The sequence below is a fragment of the Streptacidiphilus sp. EB129 genome, assembly GCF_041262645.1.
GTDB lineage: Bacteria > Actinomycetota > Actinomycetes > Streptomycetales > Streptomycetaceae > Streptacidiphilus.
Map to the genome: position 1 here is coordinate 1 of NZ_JBGCCS010000069.1, position 19,046 is coordinate 19,046.

The 19,046-nt window shown below is 72.7% G+C and carries 15 protein-coding genes and 1 pseudogene; 3 read left to right on the forward strand and 13 right to left on the reverse strand.

Annotation, left to right across the window (positions count from 1 at the left end; translation table 11 throughout):
* Nucleotides 1–309 precede the first annotated feature (309 nt).
* From ABH925_RS36390 to recQ, 3 genes are all read right to left on the reverse strand, one after another.
* Nucleotides 310–552: a hypothetical protein gene (locus ABH925_RS36390; RefSeq protein WP_370155666.1), complete on the reverse strand. Its 243-nt coding sequence runs from the start codon at nucleotides 550–552 to the stop codon at nucleotides 310–312.
* A gap of 84 nt (nucleotides 553–636) precedes the next feature.
* The gene (locus ABH925_RS36395; RefSeq protein WP_370155668.1) at nucleotides 637–960 is read right to left on the reverse strand and encodes a nuclear transport factor 2 family protein; all 324 of its coding nucleotides are present in this window, start codon (nucleotides 958–960) and stop codon (nucleotides 637–639) included.
* Nucleotides 961–1,159: 199 nt separating this feature from the next.
* Nucleotides 1,160–3,241 (reverse strand): DNA helicase RecQ, encoded by a 2,082-nt coding sequence (gene recQ / locus ABH925_RS36400; protein ID WP_370155670.1) that lies wholly within the window; start codon nucleotides 3,239–3,241, stop codon nucleotides 1,160–1,162.
* 118 nt (nucleotides 3,242–3,359) lie between these two features.
* Here recQ and ABH925_RS36405 point away from each other — a divergent pair, with 118 nt between their 5' ends.
* The gene (locus ABH925_RS36405) at nucleotides 3,360–4,052 is read left to right on the forward strand and encodes a TetR/AcrR family transcriptional regulator (RefSeq protein ID WP_370155672.1); all 693 of its coding nucleotides are present in this window, start codon (nucleotides 3,360–3,362) and stop codon (nucleotides 4,050–4,052) included.
* Nucleotides 4,053–4,060: 8 nt separating this feature from the next.
* On the opposite strand, the gene ABH925_RS36410 is transcribed toward ABH925_RS36405, so the two are convergent.
* From ABH925_RS36410 to ABH925_RS36440, 7 genes are all read right to left on the reverse strand, one after another.
* Nucleotides 4,061–4,219 carry a hypothetical protein gene (locus ABH925_RS36410; protein ID WP_370155674.1) on the reverse strand — a complete coding sequence of 53 codons (159 nt, stop codon included), beginning with the start codon at nucleotides 4,217–4,219 and terminating at the stop codon, nucleotides 4,061–4,063.
* Between the two features lie 217 nt (nucleotides 4,220–4,436).
* Nucleotides 4,437–4,967 (reverse strand): chloramphenicol phosphotransferase CPT, encoded by a 531-nt coding sequence (gene cpt, locus ABH925_RS36415; RefSeq protein WP_370155701.1) that lies wholly within the window; start codon nucleotides 4,965–4,967, stop codon nucleotides 4,437–4,439.
* 45 nt (nucleotides 4,968–5,012) lie between these two features.
* The gene (locus ABH925_RS36420) at nucleotides 5,013–6,668 is read right to left on the reverse strand and encodes a cation acetate symporter (RefSeq protein WP_370155676.1); all 1,656 of its coding nucleotides are present in this window, start codon (nucleotides 6,666–6,668) and stop codon (nucleotides 5,013–5,015) included.
* Nucleotides 6,665–7,165 carry a DUF485 domain-containing protein gene (locus tag ABH925_RS36425; RefSeq protein ID WP_370155678.1) on the reverse strand — a complete coding sequence of 167 codons (501 nt, stop codon included), beginning with the start codon at nucleotides 7,163–7,165 and terminating at the stop codon, nucleotides 6,665–6,667. The genes ABH925_RS36420 and ABH925_RS36425 overlap by 4 nt, the downstream gene beginning before the upstream one ends.
* Before the next feature lie 258 nt (nucleotides 7,166–7,423).
* Entirely contained in the window at nucleotides 7,424–8,539 is a 1,116-nt protein-coding gene (locus ABH925_RS36430; protein ID WP_370155681.1) for a hypothetical protein, read from the reverse strand.
* Nucleotides 8,540–8,871: 332 nt separating this feature from the next.
* Nucleotides 8,872–9,804: a hypothetical protein gene (locus ABH925_RS36435; protein ID WP_370155683.1), complete on the reverse strand. Its 933-nt coding sequence runs from the start codon at nucleotides 9,802–9,804 to the stop codon at nucleotides 8,872–8,874.
* Between the two features lie 222 nt (nucleotides 9,805–10,026).
* Nucleotides 10,027–11,172 carry a DUF6777 domain-containing protein gene (locus tag ABH925_RS36440; protein WP_370155686.1) on the reverse strand — a complete coding sequence of 382 codons (1,146 nt, stop codon included), beginning with the start codon at nucleotides 11,170–11,172 and terminating at the stop codon, nucleotides 10,027–10,029.
* Nucleotides 11,173–11,680: 508 nt separating this feature from the next.
* Here ABH925_RS36440 and ABH925_RS36445 point away from each other — a divergent pair.
* Entirely contained in the window at nucleotides 11,681–13,015 is a 1,335-nt protein-coding gene (locus tag ABH925_RS36445; RefSeq protein ID WP_370155689.1) for a streptophobe family protein, read from the forward strand.
* Nucleotides 13,016–13,041: 26 nt separating this feature from the next.
* On the opposite strand, the gene ABH925_RS36450 is transcribed toward ABH925_RS36445, so the two are convergent.
* From ABH925_RS36450 to ABH925_RS36460, 3 genes are read right to left on the reverse strand one after another with little or no spacing between them, the layout of a single operon-like run.
* Nucleotides 13,042–14,022: a serine/threonine-protein kinase gene (locus ABH925_RS36450; protein ID WP_370155692.1), complete on the reverse strand. Its 981-nt coding sequence runs from the start codon at nucleotides 14,020–14,022 to the stop codon at nucleotides 13,042–13,044.
* Complete coding sequence (locus ABH925_RS36455) at nucleotides 14,019–14,579, reverse strand: hypothetical protein (RefSeq protein ID WP_370155695.1); 561 nt, start codon at nucleotides 14,577–14,579, stop codon at nucleotides 14,019–14,021. The genes ABH925_RS36450 and ABH925_RS36455 overlap by 4 nt, the downstream gene beginning before the upstream one ends.
* A gap of 36 nt (nucleotides 14,580–14,615) precedes the next feature.
* Nucleotides 14,616–16,958 (reverse strand): FHA domain-containing protein, encoded by a 2,343-nt coding sequence (locus ABH925_RS36460; RefSeq protein ID WP_370155698.1) that lies wholly within the window; start codon nucleotides 16,956–16,958, stop codon nucleotides 14,616–14,618.
* A gap of 628 nt (nucleotides 16,959–17,586) precedes the next feature.
* Between ABH925_RS36460 and ABH925_RS36465 the strand changes: the two are divergent.
* Nucleotides 17,587–19,046, forward strand: a pseudogene (locus ABH925_RS36465) (hypothetical protein); the annotation flags it as partial.

The window sequence follows — 19,046 nt, forward strand, 5'->3', positions numbered from 1 at the left end:
GCGGGCAACGGGTACAACCAGTACTCGTTCAACCTCAACTCCTTCGCCGGCCAGAACGTGACCCTCAAGTTCACCGGCGTGGAGAAGTCCGGAGCGCAGACCAGCTTCGTCGTGGACGACACGGCCCTGAACGCCTCCTGACGTCAGACCGGTAGTACGGCGGGCCCCTTCCCCCGATTCGCTCGGGGGAAGGGGCCCGCCCCCGTGCGTCGTCGCCCGTGCGTCATCGCCTGGCCTCGTCGTCCGGCCTCGTCGTCCGGATCGGGGGCGCACGCCAGGGCGGGGCGCCCGGTCACCCGGGGGAGACGGTCAGGCGGACTTCGGCCGCTGCCGGGGGCGGCAGCGGGTGAGCCGGCGCGGCGCGCCGGAGGCCAGCCGGGCCTCGGCCTGAGCGAACTCGGCCAGGGTCAGCACGCCGTCCTGGAACATCCGGTTCAGCGCGACCAGTTGCTGCTTGACCGTGCCGCCCCGAACGGGGCAGCCGGTCAGCCAGGCCCACACCACCTCGTCGGCGAGGGGTCGGTCGTCAGGGGCGGCGTCATCACGATCCATGCGCGGTGCAACGGCCGGGTGAGGGCCCGGGTAACGGCCCTCGTGGAAGTGGCAACTGCCAGGTGCGCAGTCGGTCCCGGCGGGTCAGGCCTGGCCGGTCTCGAAGCGGCTGATCCGGCCGTCGGTGACGGTGAACTTCCACGCGGTGCGCATCTCGCCCCAGGTGTCGTTGCGGAAGGTCGCGGTCAGCGCGTGTCCGCCCTGCGACTCCGACTGGACCTCGATGTGGCCGTGGCAGGAGAAGATCTCGCGGTCGATCCACTCCGGCAGGTCGCGGTCCGAGCCGTCGTCGGACATGGTCGCGCCCGGCGCCAGCAGGGCCATGAACGCCTCGCGGTCGCCGGAGTTGATCGCGGCGACGAGGGACCGGACGGCCGGCTCGGACAGCTTCTCGGGGGCGATGGTCATCGGGGGCTCCTTCTCCTGGACGGGCGGGGCTGGACGGGTTGGGCTGGTGCCGCCCACCAGCCAACACCGCCGCGGCCGCTCCCGGTGCCACCCTCCGCCGAACGCGGCGCGTCGCCCCGGCGTCCGCCGTCCACGAAGCGGTCCGTAGGACGACGACCTTCTCGCCGCACCGGCGGCGGGGACGCCGCCGCCGTCCCGCTCACGCCTCCGTGTCCGCCCTGCCGGCGAGCAGATCGAGGATCTGCCGGCCGTAGGTGGCGAGCTTGTTCTCACCGACGCCGTTGACGGCGGACAGCTGCTCCAGGGTGGTGGGAGCGCCGGCGGCGATCTCGCGCAGCGTGGCGTCGTGGAACACCACGTACGCGGGCACGCCCTGCTCCTTCGCGGCGGCGGCCCGCCAGGCGCGCAGGCTCTCGAAGACCGGCAGCAGTTCGGCGGGCAGGTCCACCGGCGCGGCCCTGCGGCCGCTGCCGCCACCGGACTTGGCCGCCTTCGCGGCGCGCGCGGGCTTCTCCGGCTCGCGCCGCAGCGCCACCGTGCGGCGTCCGCCCAGCACTTCGCCGCTCTCCTCGGTGAGCACCAGCGTCCCGTACTCGCCCTCCACCGCGATCAGTCCCTGGGCGAGCAACTGCCGTGCCACCGAACGCCATTCGGCCTCCGACAGCTCGGCGCCGACGCCGAACACGCTCAGCCCGTCATGGTCGAACTGGATGACCTTGGCGGTCTTCCGGCCCATCAGGATGTCGCCGATCTGGGTGGCGCCGAACTTCTGCCCGCGCTCGCGCTTCAGCCGTACCACGGTGGACAGGAACTTCTGCGCGGCGACGGTGCCGTCCCAGGACTCCGGCGGGGTCAGGCAGGTGTCGCAGTTGCCGCAGGGATCGCTCTTCTGCCCGAAGTACGCCAGCAGTTGGACCCGGCGGCACTCGACCGTCTCGCACAGCGCGAGCATCGCGTCCACGTGGGCGGAGAGCCGGCGGCGGTGTGCCTGGTCGCCCTCCGAGGTCTCGATCATCTTGCGCTGCTGGACCACGTCCTGCAGGCCGTAGGCGAGCCAGGCGGTGGAGGGCAGCCCGTCCCGGCCGGCCCTGCCGGTCTCCTGGTAGTAGCCCTCGACCGACTTGGGCAGGTCCAGGTGGGCGACGAAGCGCACGTCCGGCTTGTCGATGCCCATGCCGAAGGCGATGGTGGCGACCATCACCAGACCGTCCTCGCGCAGGAACCGGGACTGGTTCTCGGCCCGCACCCGGGTGTCCAGCCCGGCGTGGTACGGCAGCGCGTCGATGCCGCGCTCGACCAGGAAGGCGGCGGTCTTCTCGACCGAGGCGCGGGACAGGCAGTAGACGATTCCGGCGTCGCCGGCATGCTCGGTGCGCAGGAGGTGCAGCAGCTGCTTGCGCGGCTCGTCCTTGGGCGCGATCCGGTACTGGATGTTGGGCCGGTCGAAGCTGGCCACAAAGTGCCGTGCGTCCTGCAGGCCGAGCCGGGAGGTGATCTCGGCGTGGGTGGTCTCGGTGGCGGTCGCGGTCAGCGCGATCCGGGGCACCTCGGGCCAGTGCTCGTGCAGCGCCGACAGGGTGAGGTAGTCCGGCCGGAAGTCGTGGCCCCACTGGGCGACACAGTGCGCCTCGTCGATGGCGAACAGCGCGATCCTGCCGCGCTGCAGCAGCCGGAAGGTCGCGTCCACCTTCAGGCGTTCCGGGGCCAGGTAGAGCAGGTCCAGCTCACCGGCCGCGAACTCGGCCTCCACCAGCCGCCGTTCGTCCAGGCTCTGCGAGGAGTTCAGGAATCCGGCCCGCACGCCGAGCGCCCGCAGCGCGTCCACCTGGTCCTGCATCAGCGCGATCAGCGGGGAGATGACCACCCCGACGCCCCGGCGCACCAGCGCCGGGATCTGGTAGCAGAGCGACTTGCCGCCGCCGGTCGGCATCAGCACCAGCGCGTCTCCGCCGCCGATCACATGCTCGACGATCTCCTGCTGGCTGCCCCGGAAGGCGTCGTACCCGAACACCCGGCGCAGCACCGCCAGGGCGTCCGGCGCCGTGGCGTCCGCCGCGCCACCGGCGGCCCCGGTGCGTACGTGAGCAGCGGCGTCCGCGGTGTCGACGGCATCCGGGGAGGCCCAGGTGTCCCAGGCGTCCAGTGTCTCCCAGTCGTCTGCGGGGGGCTCCGCGTCTGTGGTGTCCCAGTCGTCTGCGGCGTTCGCAGCGTCAGGGGTGTCCACGGCGTCCGCCGCGTCGTCGGCTGCCGGGGTGGTGTCGGGGAGATCCGGAGCGCTCATCCGCCGATTCTACGAGTACGGAGCGGACCCGGATGACCGTTCTCCGCATTCCCTCCCGGCACTGCGGCACCGACCGTGACACCGGAAGGCCGCCGCAGTGCCGGGATAGGGTGGGCCGGTGACCTCTGCTTCGTCGCCCGCCTCCGCGGCCGGGCCGGACCCGCGCGGCGACCGGCCGCCGTCGCTGCGCGCCGAGTACCGCGAGCTGACCCGCCGGCGACTGCTGGCGACGGTCCGGGCCGTCCTGGAGGAGTCCGACTACGCGGCGGCCACCGTGGACGGTATCGCCAACCGGGCCGGCACCAGCCGCGCCACCTTCTACCTGCACTTCCGTTCGAAGGCGGAGGCGGTGGCAGCCCTGGTGGAGGACGTCACCCCGTCCGAGCGCGGCTGGTACGCGGCGCTCGACGCGGCCATCGGCTCCCCGGCCCGGCTTCGCCGCTGGATGGACGAGGCGCTGGGCTGGTACGAGTCCCACGCCCGGCTGCTGGCCGCCCTCAACGAGGCCGGCGCGGTCGAGCGCACCGTCGCCGAACGGCGCTCCGCCTCGATCGAGCGCCTGGTCTCCACGATGTCCGGGTACCTGGAACGCACCCCGGGCGACGCCGCCCGGGCCCAGGCGCAGCTCCGGCTGCAGCTCCTGGTCCGCCAGCTGCACCAGGTCGCCATGGACACGGTGGTCCAGCGCAACTGGACCCCGGACCGCGACCAACTCCTCGACGTGATGGCCTCCGACTGGCACGCCACCCTCCAGACCACCGCATCCGGCCACCCCGGCCCCACAGCCGACACCCCGGCGACGGGCGCCTGATCCCGCCGTCAGCGCCGGCCGTCGGGCCGCTCGGCAACAGGTCCTGACATCAGGAACCCACGGACCTTCGGCGGCACACCTGCTGTCTGCTTCTCAGCGTTCGGCTGTCGGGCGGCGCGGAGCTCCTCGACGACCTTGGCGTACTTCGGGTTGACCCACATGGTCATGGCTGGCTCCTCTCACCTGTGCGCAGCCTACTCAGCCGGGCTTCTGCGGCGTGGGCATCGGTTGGATGGCGCACTCGGGCGCGTGCTGGCACTGGGCGGCAACGGGGATGGAGCCGTCTGTAGGCCCCAAAGCGCGCAGGGGCCCCGCCGGTACCTACCGGCGGGGCCTGTGGTGCTCTCTGGGGGCGAGCTGGAGGTGTGACAACCGGGCCGTCGATCAGTTGACATGTGGTGCGATGGCCCGCGCGCAGTCGATCGACTCGGTATGCGTGGTGTCCACCTCCAGGTCGTAGGCCACGCCCTGGTGGACCAGATCCGCCTGGGAGGCGGCCATGCCGGTGACCCGATCGCCTCGTGCGACCTCGCGGCCTGCGGCAACCGCTCCGTCACATCTGACGCCGACCCACAGCACCCGCAGTTCGCCCAGAGCCTTCCGCCATCGCTGCTGTGAGTCCGCTCCGCCGAGGAAGACCTCGTCGACGACGACCCGGGCGCCCGCACGGGCCATCGCGGCGACCCCCTCGATCCACGCCGCTTCCAGCGCTCGGAACTCCGGCCCGACGATCACCGCTCCGTCCGGAGCGAACTCGATCCCGGCATCCAACGCCCGCATGGACGCGGGCATCGCCTGAACCAGAGTGTCGACCCCGAGGGCCGGCCACGGGTCCGGCAGGACCGCCTGCAGACACCGAACGATCCCGGACTTCCCTGAGCTGGAACGACCGTTGAGAACGATCACCTGAGTCATCACCGCGTCACAGTAGAGGCACCGCGGCTCCGCTCGAAACGGGTTTCAGCGCACCTGGCCGAGGCGGTGGGCGTCGGCGAGTTGGTTGGCGGGATCGGGGTCGGTGCCGAGGAGGATGCGGGACTGGACGGCGCTGAAGCCGGGGCCGCTCGCCGCCGCCTTGTGGCGTCCGCGGCGGCTGCCGATCCAGCCGAGCAGGAACGCCGCCGGGACCGAGATCAGGGCCGGGGTCTGCAGCGGGAACCAGTGGAAGTCCAGGTGCGGGAACAGGGCGACCGGGGAGCCGGAGACGGTCGGCGAGAAGAGCTGGAGCCCGACCGTGGTGATCAGGCCGCCGTAGACCGTCCAGAGCAGCCCGGTGCGGTTGTAGCGGTTCCAGAACAGGCTGTAGACCAGCGCCGGGAGCACCGCGGACGCGGCCACCGCGACCGCCAGCGAGGACAGGAACTGCACGTTGTAGCCCTGCGCGGCCATGGCCATGGTGATCCCGGCCAGCCCGACGGCCAGCACCGACCAGCGCACCAGCCGCACCTCCTTCGCCTGCGACAGCTGCCCGCGCCGGACCGCGTGCGCGGACAGGTCGTGGGCCAGTGCGGCGGCCGCCGCGAGGGTGATGCCGGCCACCACGGCCAGCACGGTGACGAACACCGCGCAGGCGACCGCGGTGAACAGGGCGCCGCCTCCCGCCGTGCCGGTCCCGCCGAGCAGGCCGGAGGAGAGCAGCAGCAGCGCGGCCTGGCCGTTGGGGTTGACCGCTCCGATCATCCGGTCGCCGACCAGCGCCGCGGCGCCGAGCCCGATCACCGCGACGGCCAGGCAGAACGCGCCGACCATCCCCACCGCGTAGCGGGTGGAGCGCCGGGCCGCGGTCCCGTTCGGTGCGGCGTTCACCCGCATGATCATGTGCGGCATGCAGCCGGCCCCGAGGACCACGGCGACCTGCAGGCCGATGAAGTCGAGCCGCCCCTCGGCGCCGCTGCCGAACTCCGCACCGGGGTGCAGGTAGCCGCCGGCCTGGCCGCTGCCGTGGGCCGCCGCAGTGAGCAGCGTGTCGATGTTCCAGTGGAAGTGGTTCAGCACCACCATGGACACCGTCAGCACCGTGCCCAGGGTCAGCACGACCTTGACGATCTGCACCAGGCTGGTGCCCTTCATCCCGCCCAGCACGGTGTAGCAGATCATCAGCGCGCCGATCAGTGCGGTGCAGAACTGCTGCGCCCCGGCGCTGGTGAGTCCGAGCAGCAGCGCGGTCGCGGAGCCCGCGCCGGACAGCTGGACGACCAGGAAGGGCAGCGACACGGCCAGGGTCACCACGGCGGCGGCGATGCGGGGTGCCGCACCGTCGGCGCGCAGCGCCAGGATGTCGCCGAGGGTGTAGCGGCCGGCGTTGCGCAGCGGCCGGGCCAGCAGGAGCAGGACTCCCAGTGCCAGCACGGTGCTGAACGCGAGGGCGAAGCCGTCGTAGCCGGACATCGCGACGATGCCGGTGGTGCCGAGCATGGTCGCCGCCGAGATGTAGTCGCCGGAGAGCGCCAGCCCGTTCTGGAACGGCGTCAGCGTGCGGTTGGCGGTGTAGAAGTCGGCGACGCTGTCGCCCTCGGGGCCGACCAGCGCGCACAGCAGCAGGGACACGCCGATGAAGACCAGGAAGGCGATGATGACGGCGGTCTGGGTGCCCGAACCGACGACGGCGGGGTTCATCGCGTCACCGTCCCGTCGTAGCCGCCGCGCTCGAAGCCCGCGCGGTCGTAGGCGGCTCGTTCGTACCCCGGCCGTTCGTAGCCGGGCCGTTCGTACCCCGGCCGGTCGTACCCCTGTCGGTCGTGGCCGGCTCGCTCGTAGCTGGTTCCGGCCTCGTGGCGGGCGAGAAGCTCGTCGGCGACCGGGTCGCAGATCCTGGCCGAGCGGCGGTCGAAGTGGGCCGCCGTCCACAGCAGCAGCACGCCCTGGCCCAGCGCGAGCACCATGCCGAGGTTCACCTGTCCGAACACCTGCGTACCGAGCAGCCCCGAGGCGGTGACGGCGAGCAGCACGGTGACGGCGAAGCAGGCGGCGTTGGCCACCGCGAAGCCGCGCGACAGCCGGAGGGTGGACCGGCGCAGCGCGCCGAGCTCGGTGGTGTGGACCGGGACCGGCGCGTCGGGTGGGGCCGACGCGCCGGACGCGCGATGGCGGTGCGGCTGGAACGACGATGACATCGAGGGGGAATCCTTGCGCTTCGTGGACCGGCGTGAGGGTGGGGGTTCAGTCGCCGGTCGGGTGCGCCAGACTAGTGTTTCGCGGGACCACTGACTAGACACATGTCCAGTGAATAGATGGCAAGGGTTCCGTATTGAGCGTGTGTCTGCCCCGATGCGCGAAGAAGGTCCGATACATGCGGAAGGCCCCTTTCCTGCCGCGCGTGCGGCGGGAAAGGGGCCTGGCTCAGCTGGTCAACGGGCTCAGCCGATCGGGGCTCAGACGATCGGGTGCGAGACCTCGCAGCCGCCCGCGCCGTTGTTGAAGTCGTTGGCCCAGGTCGACTGGACCGCGAACTTGCCGGTGCCGGTGGTGATGTTCTGCGAGGCGCCCTGGCCCGACTGGATCCAGGCGCAGAGGTCGCCGTTCTCCGAGCCGTTGGCGTCGGTCCAGCCGCCGGCCGGGTTCTGGTCGGTGATCGTCTCGGCGTACTCGTGGCCGCCGACGATGGTCACGCCGTCCAGGGTGCCGGGGGAGTTGACGAAGCCCTGGCCGCAGCTGGCGCCGGCGTCCGTCAGGTACGGCATGTTGGTGAACGCGATGTCGCCGTAGGGCGAGGTGGCGGCGCCGCCGGACAGGGTGGTGTCGCCGTTGTAGTCGTGCCAGGCGCAGAAGCCCTGGCTCTGGTAGTTGTCCGGGTCGGTGCCGGTCGGGAAGGTGATCACGTACTGGGCGTTGCGGTTCTTCGCCGCGGTGGTGTTGGCGAAGTGCTTGGCGGCCTTGATCGCCTCCAGGGCGATCTGGTGGCCGCTGGCCGCGTGCGGCACGGCGGAGGTGTCTTCCCAGACACCCGCCAGCGCGCCGGTGGTGCCCGGGTGGCCCACATGGGCGGCGCTCGACGGGCAGGACTGCGAGCCGGTCGCGACACCTTGGCAGTACTGGGTCATGACGCCGGACCAGGTCTCGCCGCCGCTGCCCAGGCCCTTGAAGAAGGACTGCTGGTCGGGGGCCATCCCGCTCTTGTCGCCGGCGAGGTGGACCAGGCCGTTGGTGGTGGTGGCCTTGCCCCACTGGGTGCCCCAGTAGATCACGTAGACCTTGGGCGCTCCGGTGGTCACGCCGATGCCGTCGATGCCGCCGCCGTAGTTCAGGTCCGCGGCGGAGTTGGTGGTGGCGTTCGGGGCCGCGAGGGCCTTGCCCGTGGCCGGGTTGAACATGGGCACCAGGCCGTGGCGGTAGGCGTGTCCGGCCGACGAGGCCGGTGCCGCAGTCGGCTGGGCCTGGGCCAGGCCTCCGCCCGCGAACACCCCGGCGACCAGGGCGAGCGAGGAGGTCGCGGCGAGAACCGCGGTCTTGGCCGGGCGCGAGGATATGGCACTGAGAATGCGTGACATCGGCGGGGAGCCCTTCCGTGCAGGTAGTGGGGGGTGACGGTGGCCATGCCGGTGGAGCGGCAGGTCTGGCCGGTTGCACGGATCCTCGGGGGCGGCAGGCGCCCGCATAGCGTCACCACGGGGCGTGGGGACAACGTCATGATGACGTACAGTCAAAGACTTCGCCAGACCGTCTCACCGGTTCTGCACAGACCGTCTCACTGGTTCCGCACAGCCCGCACTGTTCGCACGGTGCGCATGATTCGTCGCGCCGCCCGAACAGGGAGGGACGGCGGCGGGGGGCGGCGGGGTTCTCCGACGACCCCGCCGCTCCCCGGATGGACCCTGTCGGATCAGGCCCGCACCGAGATCGGCGTCAGCGGGCCGGGCGGGATCGGCGGAGTCGCGGTCGGGTCCCCGGCCGGGTTGTGCTTCAGTGTGGTGAAGCTGCACTCGCCGGTGGCGTTGTCGAACACCTGGTTCGGCGTGCCGTTCGCGGCGTCCCCGAACTGGACGACGGGGGAGTTGGCCTGGCAGCTGATGCTGCCGTGCACGACGTTGCTGTGGACCTCGTCCGCGTCCGGGTCGGCCATCTTGTTCCGCACGTCCAGGAGGTCGCCGTGCACGTTGTCACGCAGCGCGCCGAGCCAGCAGGTGCGCAGCCGGGTGATGCGGAGGTCGCCACCGATGGTGTTGTCCTCGTAGTCGCTGAACACGGGCGACTTCAGCAGCGAGAAGATGCCGCTGGTCGGTACCGAGCAGTCGAGGCCGCCGCCGCCCCCGGCCTGGGTGACGTCGCCGTGGATCGTGCTGGCGTGCACGATCACCGCAAGCGCGTTGGCGGCGATCAGGTCGCCGTCGACGCGGTTCACGCCGGTGAGGGTGCCGCCGGTCCCCGCGTTCGGGTCGTCCGAGCAGGGGGAGTGCTGCGGCAGGCAGCCCATCGCCAGGACGGCGTTCCTGCCGACCAGGAGGTTCCCCTTCACCCGCAGGCTGGAGGTGCCGCTGCCGGCCACGTCATTGAGTGCGAAAGTGGCGTTGAGTCCGCCGCCGGGGGCGATTCTGAGGTCGCCCTTCACCACGGCCGCGCCGCCGTTGACGGCGCAGAAGCCCTTGACCACGACATCGCCCTTGTAGGTGCCGGCGAGCACGCCCGGGCTGGTCAGCGTTCCGCTGCAGACGGAGATGGAGTGGTCGTTTGGGGTGTGGGCATTAGCGGGTGCCGCACTGATGATCAGGCTGGCCAGGGCGAGCGACGCTCCGGCGGCGAAGGTCATGCGTTTCATTCACTGTCCTCTCTCGGATGCCATGACGTGGTGTCATGTCCGCGAGGCACAGTATGTGCTGATATGCCCGTAATTAGTGCGACTGTCGGAGATGGCGCCGTCTCGTGTCGGACCGTCGGAACCGGTCGCGCGCCGGACCCGGCCCCGAACACGGCGCGGACGAGCGCGGCCGTCCGGGCGGCGTCACCAACGCCGTGCCCGGAGGGCCGCGCTACGTCGCGGTCAGGGCAGGGGGCTGAGCGGATGGATGCTCAGGCCGAGTGGGGGAAGGGTCGATCCCGTGGAGAGGGAGGATGATCCGGTCTGTGTGGAGGTGGACGACTCCGACGAGGCGGACGAAGCGCTGGACGACGTGGAGGCCGTTGACGCCGTCGCCGCCGTGGAGGCGGAGATCGACGCCGAGGTCGATGCTGTGGAGGAGGACGGCGAGGCCGTCGAGGCGGAGGTCGACGGCGTCGCAGTCGACGGAGTGGCAGTCGGGGAGCCGGACTTCGAGCTGGACGTCGACGTCGACGGCGAGCCGGAGGTCAGCGTCGAGGCGCTGGGCAGCGGGGTCGGCGGCGGGGGCGGCGGTACCTGGTGGTCGGCGTCGCCGTGGCTGCCTGCAGGTCGGCCGAACCAGGTCCCGTTGGTCACGTCGAAGAGCACGATCACGGTCACCTGAGTGACCGCAGGCAGGACGATGATCACATTGCCGGGCTGGAAGGACGACCAGCCGGTTCCGGTGAAGTTCGCCGTCGAGCCGTTGATCAGCGGTGTCAGCAGCGGGTTGCCACAGGCGCACCGCACGCGGGGCAGACCGTGGCCGTCGATCAGCACCGCCGTCCCGCCCTGCAGCACGGACTGGAAGCTGGTCGCGGCGCCGTGGGCGAACCCGTGGTTGGTGACCCGGGTGTCCATGCGGAGCACCACCGGCGTCAGCGTGCCCAGGTATGCGTTGATCTCGGAGGGATGGATCCCCTCCACCGTGGCCCAGGCCGCCGCCTTGTCCGCATGCCCGGCCAGGAAGGCGGAAAGCTGGGCGACATCGCAGCTGGACAGCTGTTCGGTCCCGCCGTAGAGGCCCTCGGTGGAGCCCATGTAGGTACGGGACCCGGTGGCGACCGGCGTGTTCGACCTCGGTGCGCTGGTTGCCGCGGAGGGGGAGGCCGAATGGGCGACGGTGGTGGGGGTGAAGGGATCGGGCCCGGCCGAATCGTTGGTCTGCAGCGCGACGTTCTGCGCGTTGGTGGTCGCCGGCTTCGGCGAACGGTCCGTCAGCACCAGCACGAGTGCGGCCGCGAGCGCGGCGGCGCCCGTGATGAGGGCGATCCGCCCGGAATGACGCCACCAGGGCACCCGCGGACGGTCGGCGGAGGCCGCTGACATCTGCCGTCCGCCCCCTGGCGGCGCGGGCGGACCGGACACCTGCGTCGGCGGCTGTGACTCCGGGGCCGGACCCTGCCCGGCCCCGGAGGGCTGGGGCGTCTGCCCCGAGGCCGGCGGACTGGACGACGGTCCGGACAGCGGCCCCGACGGTGGCCCGGTCGGTGGCACCGACCCGCCGCCCGAGGTCGGCCCGGATGGCCGTCGCGGATCCGACGGTGGATCAAAGGGCGGTTGGGAACTCACTGGCGTCGCCTCCTCTGGCCGCAGGTCCATTGTTTGCGCCGCATCGCGACCGCCCGCAACCGCAGCCACCACCGTCCCGGCCGTGTCCACCCGCCCGGCCGCCCTTGTAGCCCGGCCGTCTCCACCCGTCCCGGCCGGCCACGCGGCCCCTGCCGGTTCGCCCGGGCGGCGCGTCCGGCTCGCCGATCACCACGGCCTGGCCGAAGCTGAAGACGGCCGGTCGGCATGGATCCGCTGCCGGGTCCCCACTGCGACAGGAGCCGGCGTGCAGCACCGCGATGGTCCCGGAACGCGGCCCGGGATGCTGCAGAGCTGGGCGGCCGCACTGGCCACGGTGGTGGCGACGGTGGCCGCCATGGCAGCCACCGCGGCCCTGGGACTGTGGCTGGCGCAGGCCGGCTCGCTGCCCGCCGGGGCCTTCGGTCCGGTGCTCGCGGCGACCGTGCTGATGGCCCTCGGCGTCCCGGTCGACCTGGTCGGCGGGGCCGGTTTCCTGGCCCAGGCCGCGGCCGGGATCTCCGCGCTGCCGCTGTCGGTGAGCCTGGTCGGCGCCCTGGTGGCCGGGGTCTGCTTCCTGCGTCCGCTGCGGTTCCGCGCCGCGGCCCGAGGCGGGGAACTGCTGGGCGCGGTCGCCCGGACGGCGGTGCTGTGGGTGGCGGTGGTGCTGCTGCTGGCCTGGCAGGCCCGGCACAGCTTCACCATCTCCACCGGCAACAGCCTGTCCGACCAGATCGGTGCCGCCATCGGGGTGACCCCGACGGTGGGATTCCAGGTGAGCCTGCCCGCCGCCGTCGGCTGGGGACTGCTGTGGCTGGCGATCGTGCTGGTGCTGGCCTTCACGGTCTCCCACCGCGCGCCGCTGCCGAACGGACTGCTGCGGCTGCGGCAGTCGGTCCAGCCCGCCGCCGGGGCGATGCTCGCGCTGCTGCTCGGCTACGCGCTGCTGGGCGTGGTCGCCGGCGTCATCACCGCCCTCACCCGCGGCGACACCCGGGCGACCTTCGCGGTGGTGTGCCTCGCCGTCCCGAACCTGGCCTGGATGGCCCTGGGCATCGGCCTCGGCGGCTCCTGGCACGGCCATCTGAGCGGCAGCATCGGGCTGCCGATGCCGAAGATCCTCTCCGAGGTGCTGCAGACCTCGCGCAGCGCCGACACCACCCTCGACCTGGGTTCGCTGGCTCAGCGCGACGGCCGGGTGTGGTGGCTGCCGGTCGTGGCCGCGGTGCTGGTGCTGGCGGCCTGCACGGTGGCCGCCGTCCGCGCCCACTCCCGTCCCCGCCCCTGGCAGTACGCGCTACGGACGGGTGCGGCGCTGGCGGTGACCCTGCTGCTGGTGGGCCTGGCCAGCCGGATCTCCGCCGCGTACGGGCTGTCGCTGCTCGGGGTCGGCGACGTCAGCGGCCTGGCCGGGCTGCTCGGGGGAGGCGGAGGCTCCGGCGGCTCCGGCGGTGGGATCCCGATCGGCGGCTCGCTGTACCTCCAGCCGGACCTGCTCCGGACCGTCGCCCTCGGCGCGCTGTGGGGGGCCGTCGCCGGGCTGCTGGTCGGCTGGGTCGTCCAGCGCCGTCACCGCAGCGCGGACGACGACGACCAGCCCTGAGCAGGGCGCGGGGTGCGGCCGCCGGGTCAGGTCCGGTCGCCGGGCCCGGTCGCGAAGACGGGCAGGGCCCAGGCCGGCGGCAGCGGTGGCCGGGACGGCGGGTCCAGTTCTGGCGGGGGGACGGCGTGGACGATCCGGGTGGGCGTACGCGCGTCCGCCGGCGCGTCGCGCAGTGCGGAGACGAAGGCGAGGCAGCTCGGGTAGCGGTCCTCGGGGGACTTGGCGAGGGCCTTGGCCAGCACCGGGTCCAGTGTCGGCGGAAGCCCCTCCCGACGCCCGGAGACCGCGGGCACCGGTTCGTGCAGATGCGCCCAGAGCTGGGCGAAGTCCTCCTCCGTCCGGAACGGGGGGGCTCCGGTGAGGGCCTCGAAGACCACGCAGCCCAGGCTGTAGGTGTCGCAGCGGCCGTCCACCGGCAGGCCGGAGATCTGCTCCGGCGCGACGTAGTCGACCGTGCCGACGAACTGGCCCATGGTGGTGAACCCGGTCAGCGAGAGCGACTTCTTGGTCAGCCCGAAGTCGGTGAGGTAGACGTGCTCCGGGTGGTCGCTGTCGGTGCCCTCGGCGACCAGGATGTTGCCGGGCTTCACGTCCCGGTGGACCAGGTCGTGGGCGTGCGCCGCGTCCAGCGCGGAGGCCACCTGCCCGGCGATGCGGCAGGTCTGGCGCAGCGACAGCGGGCCCTTCCGGTCCAGCAGGGCCCGCAGGTCGAGCCCCTGCACGTAACGCATGGCGATGTAGAGGACACCCTCCGCCTCCCCGGCCTCGAAGACCGGGACGATGTGCGGGTGGTCGATGGCGGCCGCGGCCCTGGACTCGTGGGTGAACCGCTCGCGGAAGACGTCGTTGCGGGCGAGTTCCGGGGCCAGCAGTTTGACCGCGACCTTCCGGCCCAGAGCGAGGTCCTCGGCCAGGTAGACGACGGCCATGCCACCCCGGCCGATCTCCCGTTCCAGGCGGTAGCCGGCGATCCGACGCCCGGTCATCTCGGACGGCGTAGCGGTCATCCCGGTTCACCCGCCCCGCGACTCGGCTCGCCCGTACCGCCCGGCTCCCCCGCGACCGGCTCCGCTGCGCCCGGGGGCACCTCGACCGTGGCGTAGGGCTGGAGCGCGGCGCCGTCGCAGTAGTACCAGCAGTCCCGTTCCAGATCGAGCAGCCAGGCGGAGGTACCGTCGACGACGGCGCCGAGCCGGAACCCGGCGGCCCGGCGGTGGAATGACTGCAGGTCCAGCCGTCCGGCGGCCAGGTCGTCGACCAGCTCCCGGTATCCGGCCAGCGCCTGTTCGAGCCGGGCCAGCAGCGGGCGCGGGTCGGCCGTCACGGTGAGCGGCTGCGAGGTCGCGGCGGGGCTGCGCGGGAGGGTGACCAGCCTGCGGCCGTCCACCCAGGCGGTCCAGCCGTTGGCGCAGACCACCCTGGCCCAGTCGCCGCGCCGCTCGTCCACCAGTACCGGCAGCAGCGGGTCGAGCGCGGCCGTGGGCTGCGACGGCTCCGGCGCGGCCCAGGTCGCCAGGCCTTCCGGTGGTGCCACGTGCGTGGGCTGGAACTCCCAGGGGTTCATCGGGCGGCCCTCTCCGTCGGTGCGGCCTGCCGGGGGCTACCGGCGCATGATGGCCGGCTCGTGCCTGCGCAGCAGCCGGGCGACCAGCAGTCCCAGCACGCAGCTGAGCACCACCAGCATGCCCATGTCGAGCAGCCAGATCCGGGCACTGTGGGCGAACAGCGGGTCGCCGGTGAGGGTGCCGGGAACGATCTGGTGCAGGCCGATGGTGCCGGCCATCGCCCCGAGCGCCCACCGCGCCGGGACCAGCCAGGACAGCTGCTGCAGCCCGGGGACGCCGTTCAGCCGCAGCAGCGCCCCGCAGAAGACCACCTGCACGATGGCCAGCAGCACCAGCAGCGGCATGGTGACCTCCTCCTTGCGCACCAGCGCGGAGATCAGCAGGCCCAGCATCATCGCGGTGAACGACAGCAGCGCGACGGCCAGGGTGATCTCCACCAGCGGCGGCAGGAAGACCCCGCCGCCGCCCTGGGGCCGCAGCGTCACCCCGACCAGCCCGACCATGGTGAGCACGACCGCCTGAACCACCGTCACCGTCCCCAGCACCACCACCTTCGAGCAGAGGTAGGCCGAGCGGGACAGACCGACGGCGCGTTCCCGCTGGTAGATGACGCGTTCCTTGACGAGTTCGCGGACCGCGTTGGCCGCGCCGGTGAGCACGCCGCCGACGCACAGGATGAGCAGCGCGTTCAGTGCGGAGTTCTGGTCGAGACGGCGACCGGCCAGCGCGTGCGTCATGGCGCCCATGACGAACGGCAGCGCGATCATGATGGCCAGGAAGGTGCGGTCGGCCGCGAGCGCGGCGGCGTAGCGCCGGACCAGGGTGCCGAGCTGCGATCCCCAGCTCTGCGCCTTCGGCGGCGGGACGGTGGGGCGGACGGAGGCGCCGGGCTGTCCGGGCCGGCTCATGGCGCCGGCGATGTAGCGGCGGTAGGCAGCCGACTCGCGGTACTGGCCCGCCCAGTCCCGGGCGGTGTCCTGCTCGAAGGCCTCGAAGGCCTCCGGCCACTCGCCGAAGCCGACGAAGTCGAGGGTCTCGCCGGGGGGACCGTAGTAGGCGATCTTCCCGCCGGGGGCGAGCAGCAGCAGCCGGTCGCAGACGTCCAGGCTGAGCACACTGTGGGTGACCACGATGACGGTCCGGCCGTCGTCGGCCAGCGCACGGAGCATGTGCATGACGGAGCGGTCCATGCCGGGGTCGAGACCGGAGGTCGGCTCGTCCAGGAACAGCAGGGAGGGCTTGGTGAGCAGCTCCAGCGCGACGCTGACCCGCTTGCGCTGGCCGCCGGAGAGACTGGAGATGACCTGGTCCGCGCGCGGGCCGAGGCCAAGCTCGGCGATCACCTCCTCGACCCGGGCCCGGCGTTCCGACTCGGCGGTGTCGTCCGGGAAGCGCAGCTCGGCGGCGTAGCCCAGGGCGCGGCGCACGGTCAGCTGGGTGTGCAGGATGTCGTCCTGCGGGACCAGGCCGATCCGCTGGCGCAGCTCGGCGTAGTCCCGGTAGAGGTCGCGGCCGTCGTAGCTGACGGTGCCCTCGTCGGCGGGCCGCAGCCCGGTCAGCGCGTTGAGCAGGGTGGACTTCCCGGCACCGCTGGGACCGGCCACCGCGAGCAGGCACTTCTCCCCGACCGGGAAGGAGACCCGGTCCAGCAGCGTCCGTCCGTCGCCGACCCGGACCACCAGGCCCTGGACGTCCAGCGAGACCAGGCCGTCGTCGACGAACTCCTGCAGCTCGTCGCCGACCAGGCAGAACACGGAGTGGCCGATGCCGATCAGGTCGCCGGGGCCGACCAGGGAGTAGATGACCGGCGCGCCGTTGAGGTAGGTGCCGTTGTGGCTCTGCAGATCGACGATCGCGTAGCCGCCGTCCTCGGTGGTGCGCAGCTCGGCGTGGTACCGGGAGACCGCGAGGTCGTCCACGACCAGGTCGTTGCCCGGGGCGCGGCCGATCCTGACGGTCCGCTCCGCGAGCCTGCGGACCGTGGTCGGCTGCCGGAACGAGCCGGTGATGGCGGTCAGCGCGGACGGGGACGGCGCGGGGGTTCCGGGCGCCCGGACCGGCAGCAGGCTGAGCGCGGCCCGCGGGCCGTCGGCGGGGTTGCCGAACCGCACCACGCTGCCGGGCCCGACGTCGAGGTGCCGCACCAGACGGCCGTTGCTGTACGTCCCGTTGGTGCTGCCGGTGTCGTCGAGCATCCAGTGGCCGTCGCCGACGTGCAGGACCGCGTGGTGCCAGGAGACCCGGGGGTCGTCGAAGACGATGTCGCTGACCGGGTCCCGACCGACCTGGTAGGAGCGGCTCGGGCTGATGAGCTGCGAGTCGCCGTCGGTCTCCAGCAGGAGCTGTGGCGCGCCGGGCGCGACTGGTCGCTCACCCATGCCGTGAATTTTACCGCCGGGGTTCCGGCCGCGCCCGGTCGCGGCGGGCCTCGCGAGGCCGCGGTGGGGGAGGGCCCTTCGGTGAACGTCTCCCAAATGGGCCGGTGCGGTGTCTCAAACCGCTGGTCACAGCGCTGAGACGGCAGCGGGTGTCTCATAGCGGCCTCGGATGGTCAAAGCCGCTGTTCGGCTGCCGCACAGTTGTACGGGGATGTCCCGAGGTGAACGCCGGTCGGCCCTCCGGGGGGAGGGCCGAACGGCACTCGGCCGCCCTGTGCCGCGGTTCCCGCGACGCAGGCCGCTCGGCCGACGAGGGACTGAGTGGTCGGGGCTCTGCCCGGACGGATCGCGTGCTGGCAGCCCCGCTACGGGGGTGCCGGGCTGACAGTACGTGTGGATTCGTCCGGTGGAGCCCCGACCACCGAACCCGGTGATCGTTCACCGTCCCCCAGAGGGACGCTTCACAAGCGCCGATCCGGGTGACCGGGTGACATGGCGCACCCGTATCGTTGGCGTTCACCCGGAGCCGGGCAGTCCGTCAGGCAGGATGCGTCCGACAGCAGTGTTGCCTGCTGTGCATTCGCCGGCCCCGGCGCCGCAGTCCCCCCTGCCACGAATCGGACTTCCTATGACCGCACTCCACCCGACCAGAACCGCCACCACGTCCCCGGCTCCGGCGCCGGAGCCGACGGATGACTCCCAGTCAGGCATTCGCACGGACCTGCTCGGCTACGCCGCTGCCGGTGGCTTCACCTTGTCCGCCGACACCCACGCCTGGTACGCGGCCGTCGACGCCGTGGCCGGGCCGGAAGAGGCCCGCGCCGCCTCGACGGTCCTCGCCGAGCTGCGCGCACGCGACCTCCCCGCCACCCGTGCCCTCGCGGCGCGGCTGTCCGCCGAGACCACGCTCGGCGGCGAACTGACCACCGTCGCGGCCGTCACCGAGGCGGTGTCGCTGCTGCTCCGGGTGCGCGCGACGCTCGTCACGCTCAGCCCGGCCGCCTACGCTGCGGACGAGCTGGCCACCCTGGTCGCCGCGACCGCGCCTGCCGACCGCCGGCGCCAGGAAGGGGTGACGCTGTCCTGGGGACGTCGGTTCACCCTGGGCCGCGCTGCCCGGCGCCTGGCCGTGTCGAGGCCGACCCGACGCGCCGACCTGCACGAGGCCCTGCGGTCCGCGCTGGCCGAGCGCACCGAATGGGCCGCTCGCGCGGGATCTGACGCCCGCTCCGTGGTTCCGGCACTGCCGCAGGACGGCACGCTGCTCGACACGGCCGTGCAGAGCGTGGACGCCATGGAGGCGGGGCTGCGCGAGCTCGGCCGGCTGCTCGCCGACCGTGAGCTGGCGACGCTGACGTTCGACGAGCTGGCGGACCTGGTCGACCGTCTCGCCGCGGACGAGGGCACCCTGTTCCGCCTGCCCACGCTCCGTGCCGCACGCGAGAGCATCGAGGCACAGGGCTTCGGTGAGCTGCTGCGGGACCTGACGGAACAGCAGGCCGACGCGGAGGCGGTGGCCGCCGCCTGCGACCGCCTGCTGCTCTCCGACGAGGCGCCCGACCTCGTCCCCGCCCCCCGCGCGGCCGCAGCCCCGGTCACCACCGCGGCCCCGCAGCAGCCCGCGGGCGCCGAGATCCCCGCCCAGGCCGCCCCCGCAGCAGCCGACGCGGCCGTACCGGCCCCGGAGGCGGAAGCGCTGCCCGAGGAGTCGCCTGAGGCGGAGGAGGCCCAGGTCGCGGCGGTCGAGGCACTGCCCGAGGCGTCCGCTGAGGTCGCAGCCGAGGTGCCCGCCGAGACGGCGGTCGAGACGGCGGTCGAGGGTGACGCGGAGGAGGCTCCGGAGGAGCTGCCCGAGGCGGTTGCCGAGGTCTCACCCGAAGCCGAGGCGCCGCCCGAGGCGAAGCTGGAGGCGCTGCCCGAGGCCGTTGCCGAGGTCGCGCCCGAGGTCTCGCTTGAGGTTGAGGCGGAGGAACTGCCCGAGGCGGTCTCGGCTGAGGTCGAGCCGGTGGCGGCGGTCGAGGAGTTCGCCGAGGTTGGGCCTGAGGCCTCCGCGGAGGAGCTGCCCGAGGCGGTCTCGGTCGAGGTCGA

What these genes read in the sequence shown, in the direction of transcription:
- ABH925_RS36460 (WP_370155698.1), bottom strand. Translation starts at nt 16,958, where the DNA reads ATGGGTGAGCGACCAGTCGCGCCCGGCGCGCCACAGCTCCTGCTGGAG.
- ABH925_RS36410 (WP_370155674.1), bottom strand. Translation starts at nt 4,219, where the DNA reads ATGACCATGTGGGTCAACCCGAAGTACGCCAAGGTCGTCGAGGAGCTC.
- ABH925_RS36430 (WP_370155681.1), bottom strand. Translation starts at nt 8,539, where the DNA reads ATGTCACGCATTCTCAGTGCCATATCCTCGCGCCCGGCCAAGACCGCG.
- ABH925_RS36395 (WP_370155668.1), bottom strand. Translation starts at nt 960, where the DNA reads ATGACCATCGCCCCCGAGAAGCTGTCCGAGCCGGCCGTCCGGTCCCTC.
- ABH925_RS36450 (WP_370155692.1), bottom strand. Translation starts at nt 14,022, where the DNA reads ATGACCGCTACGCCGTCCGAGATGACCGGGCGTCGGATCGCCGGCTAC.
- ABH925_RS36440 (WP_370155686.1), bottom strand. Translation starts at nt 11,172, where the DNA reads ATGTCAGCGGCCTCCGCCGACCGTCCGCGGGTGCCCTGGTGGCGTCAT.
- recQ (WP_370155670.1), bottom strand. Translation starts at nt 3,241, where the DNA reads ATGAGCGCTCCGGATCTCCCCGACACCACCCCGGCAGCCGACGACGCG.
- ABH925_RS36425 (WP_370155678.1), bottom strand. Translation starts at nt 7,165, where the DNA reads ATGTCATCGTCGTTCCAGCCGCACCGCCATCGCGCGTCCGGCGCGTCG.
- ABH925_RS36455 (WP_370155695.1), bottom strand. Translation starts at nt 14,579, where the DNA reads ATGAACCCCTGGGAGTTCCAGCCCACGCACGTGGCACCACCGGAAGGC.
- cpt (WP_370155701.1), bottom strand. Translation starts at nt 4,967, where the DNA reads ATGACTCAGGTGATCGTTCTCAACGGTCGTTCCAGCTCAGGGAAGTCC.
- ABH925_RS36420 (WP_370155676.1), bottom strand. Translation starts at nt 6,668, where the DNA reads ATGAACCCCGCCGTCGTCGGTTCGGGCACCCAGACCGCCGTCATCATC.
- ABH925_RS36435 (WP_370155683.1), bottom strand. Translation starts at nt 9,804, where the DNA reads ATGAAACGCATGACCTTCGCCGCCGGAGCGTCGCTCGCCCTGGCCAGC.
- ABH925_RS36390 (WP_370155666.1), bottom strand. Translation starts at nt 552, where the DNA reads ATGGATCGTGATGACGCCGCCCCTGACGACCGACCCCTCGCCGACGAG.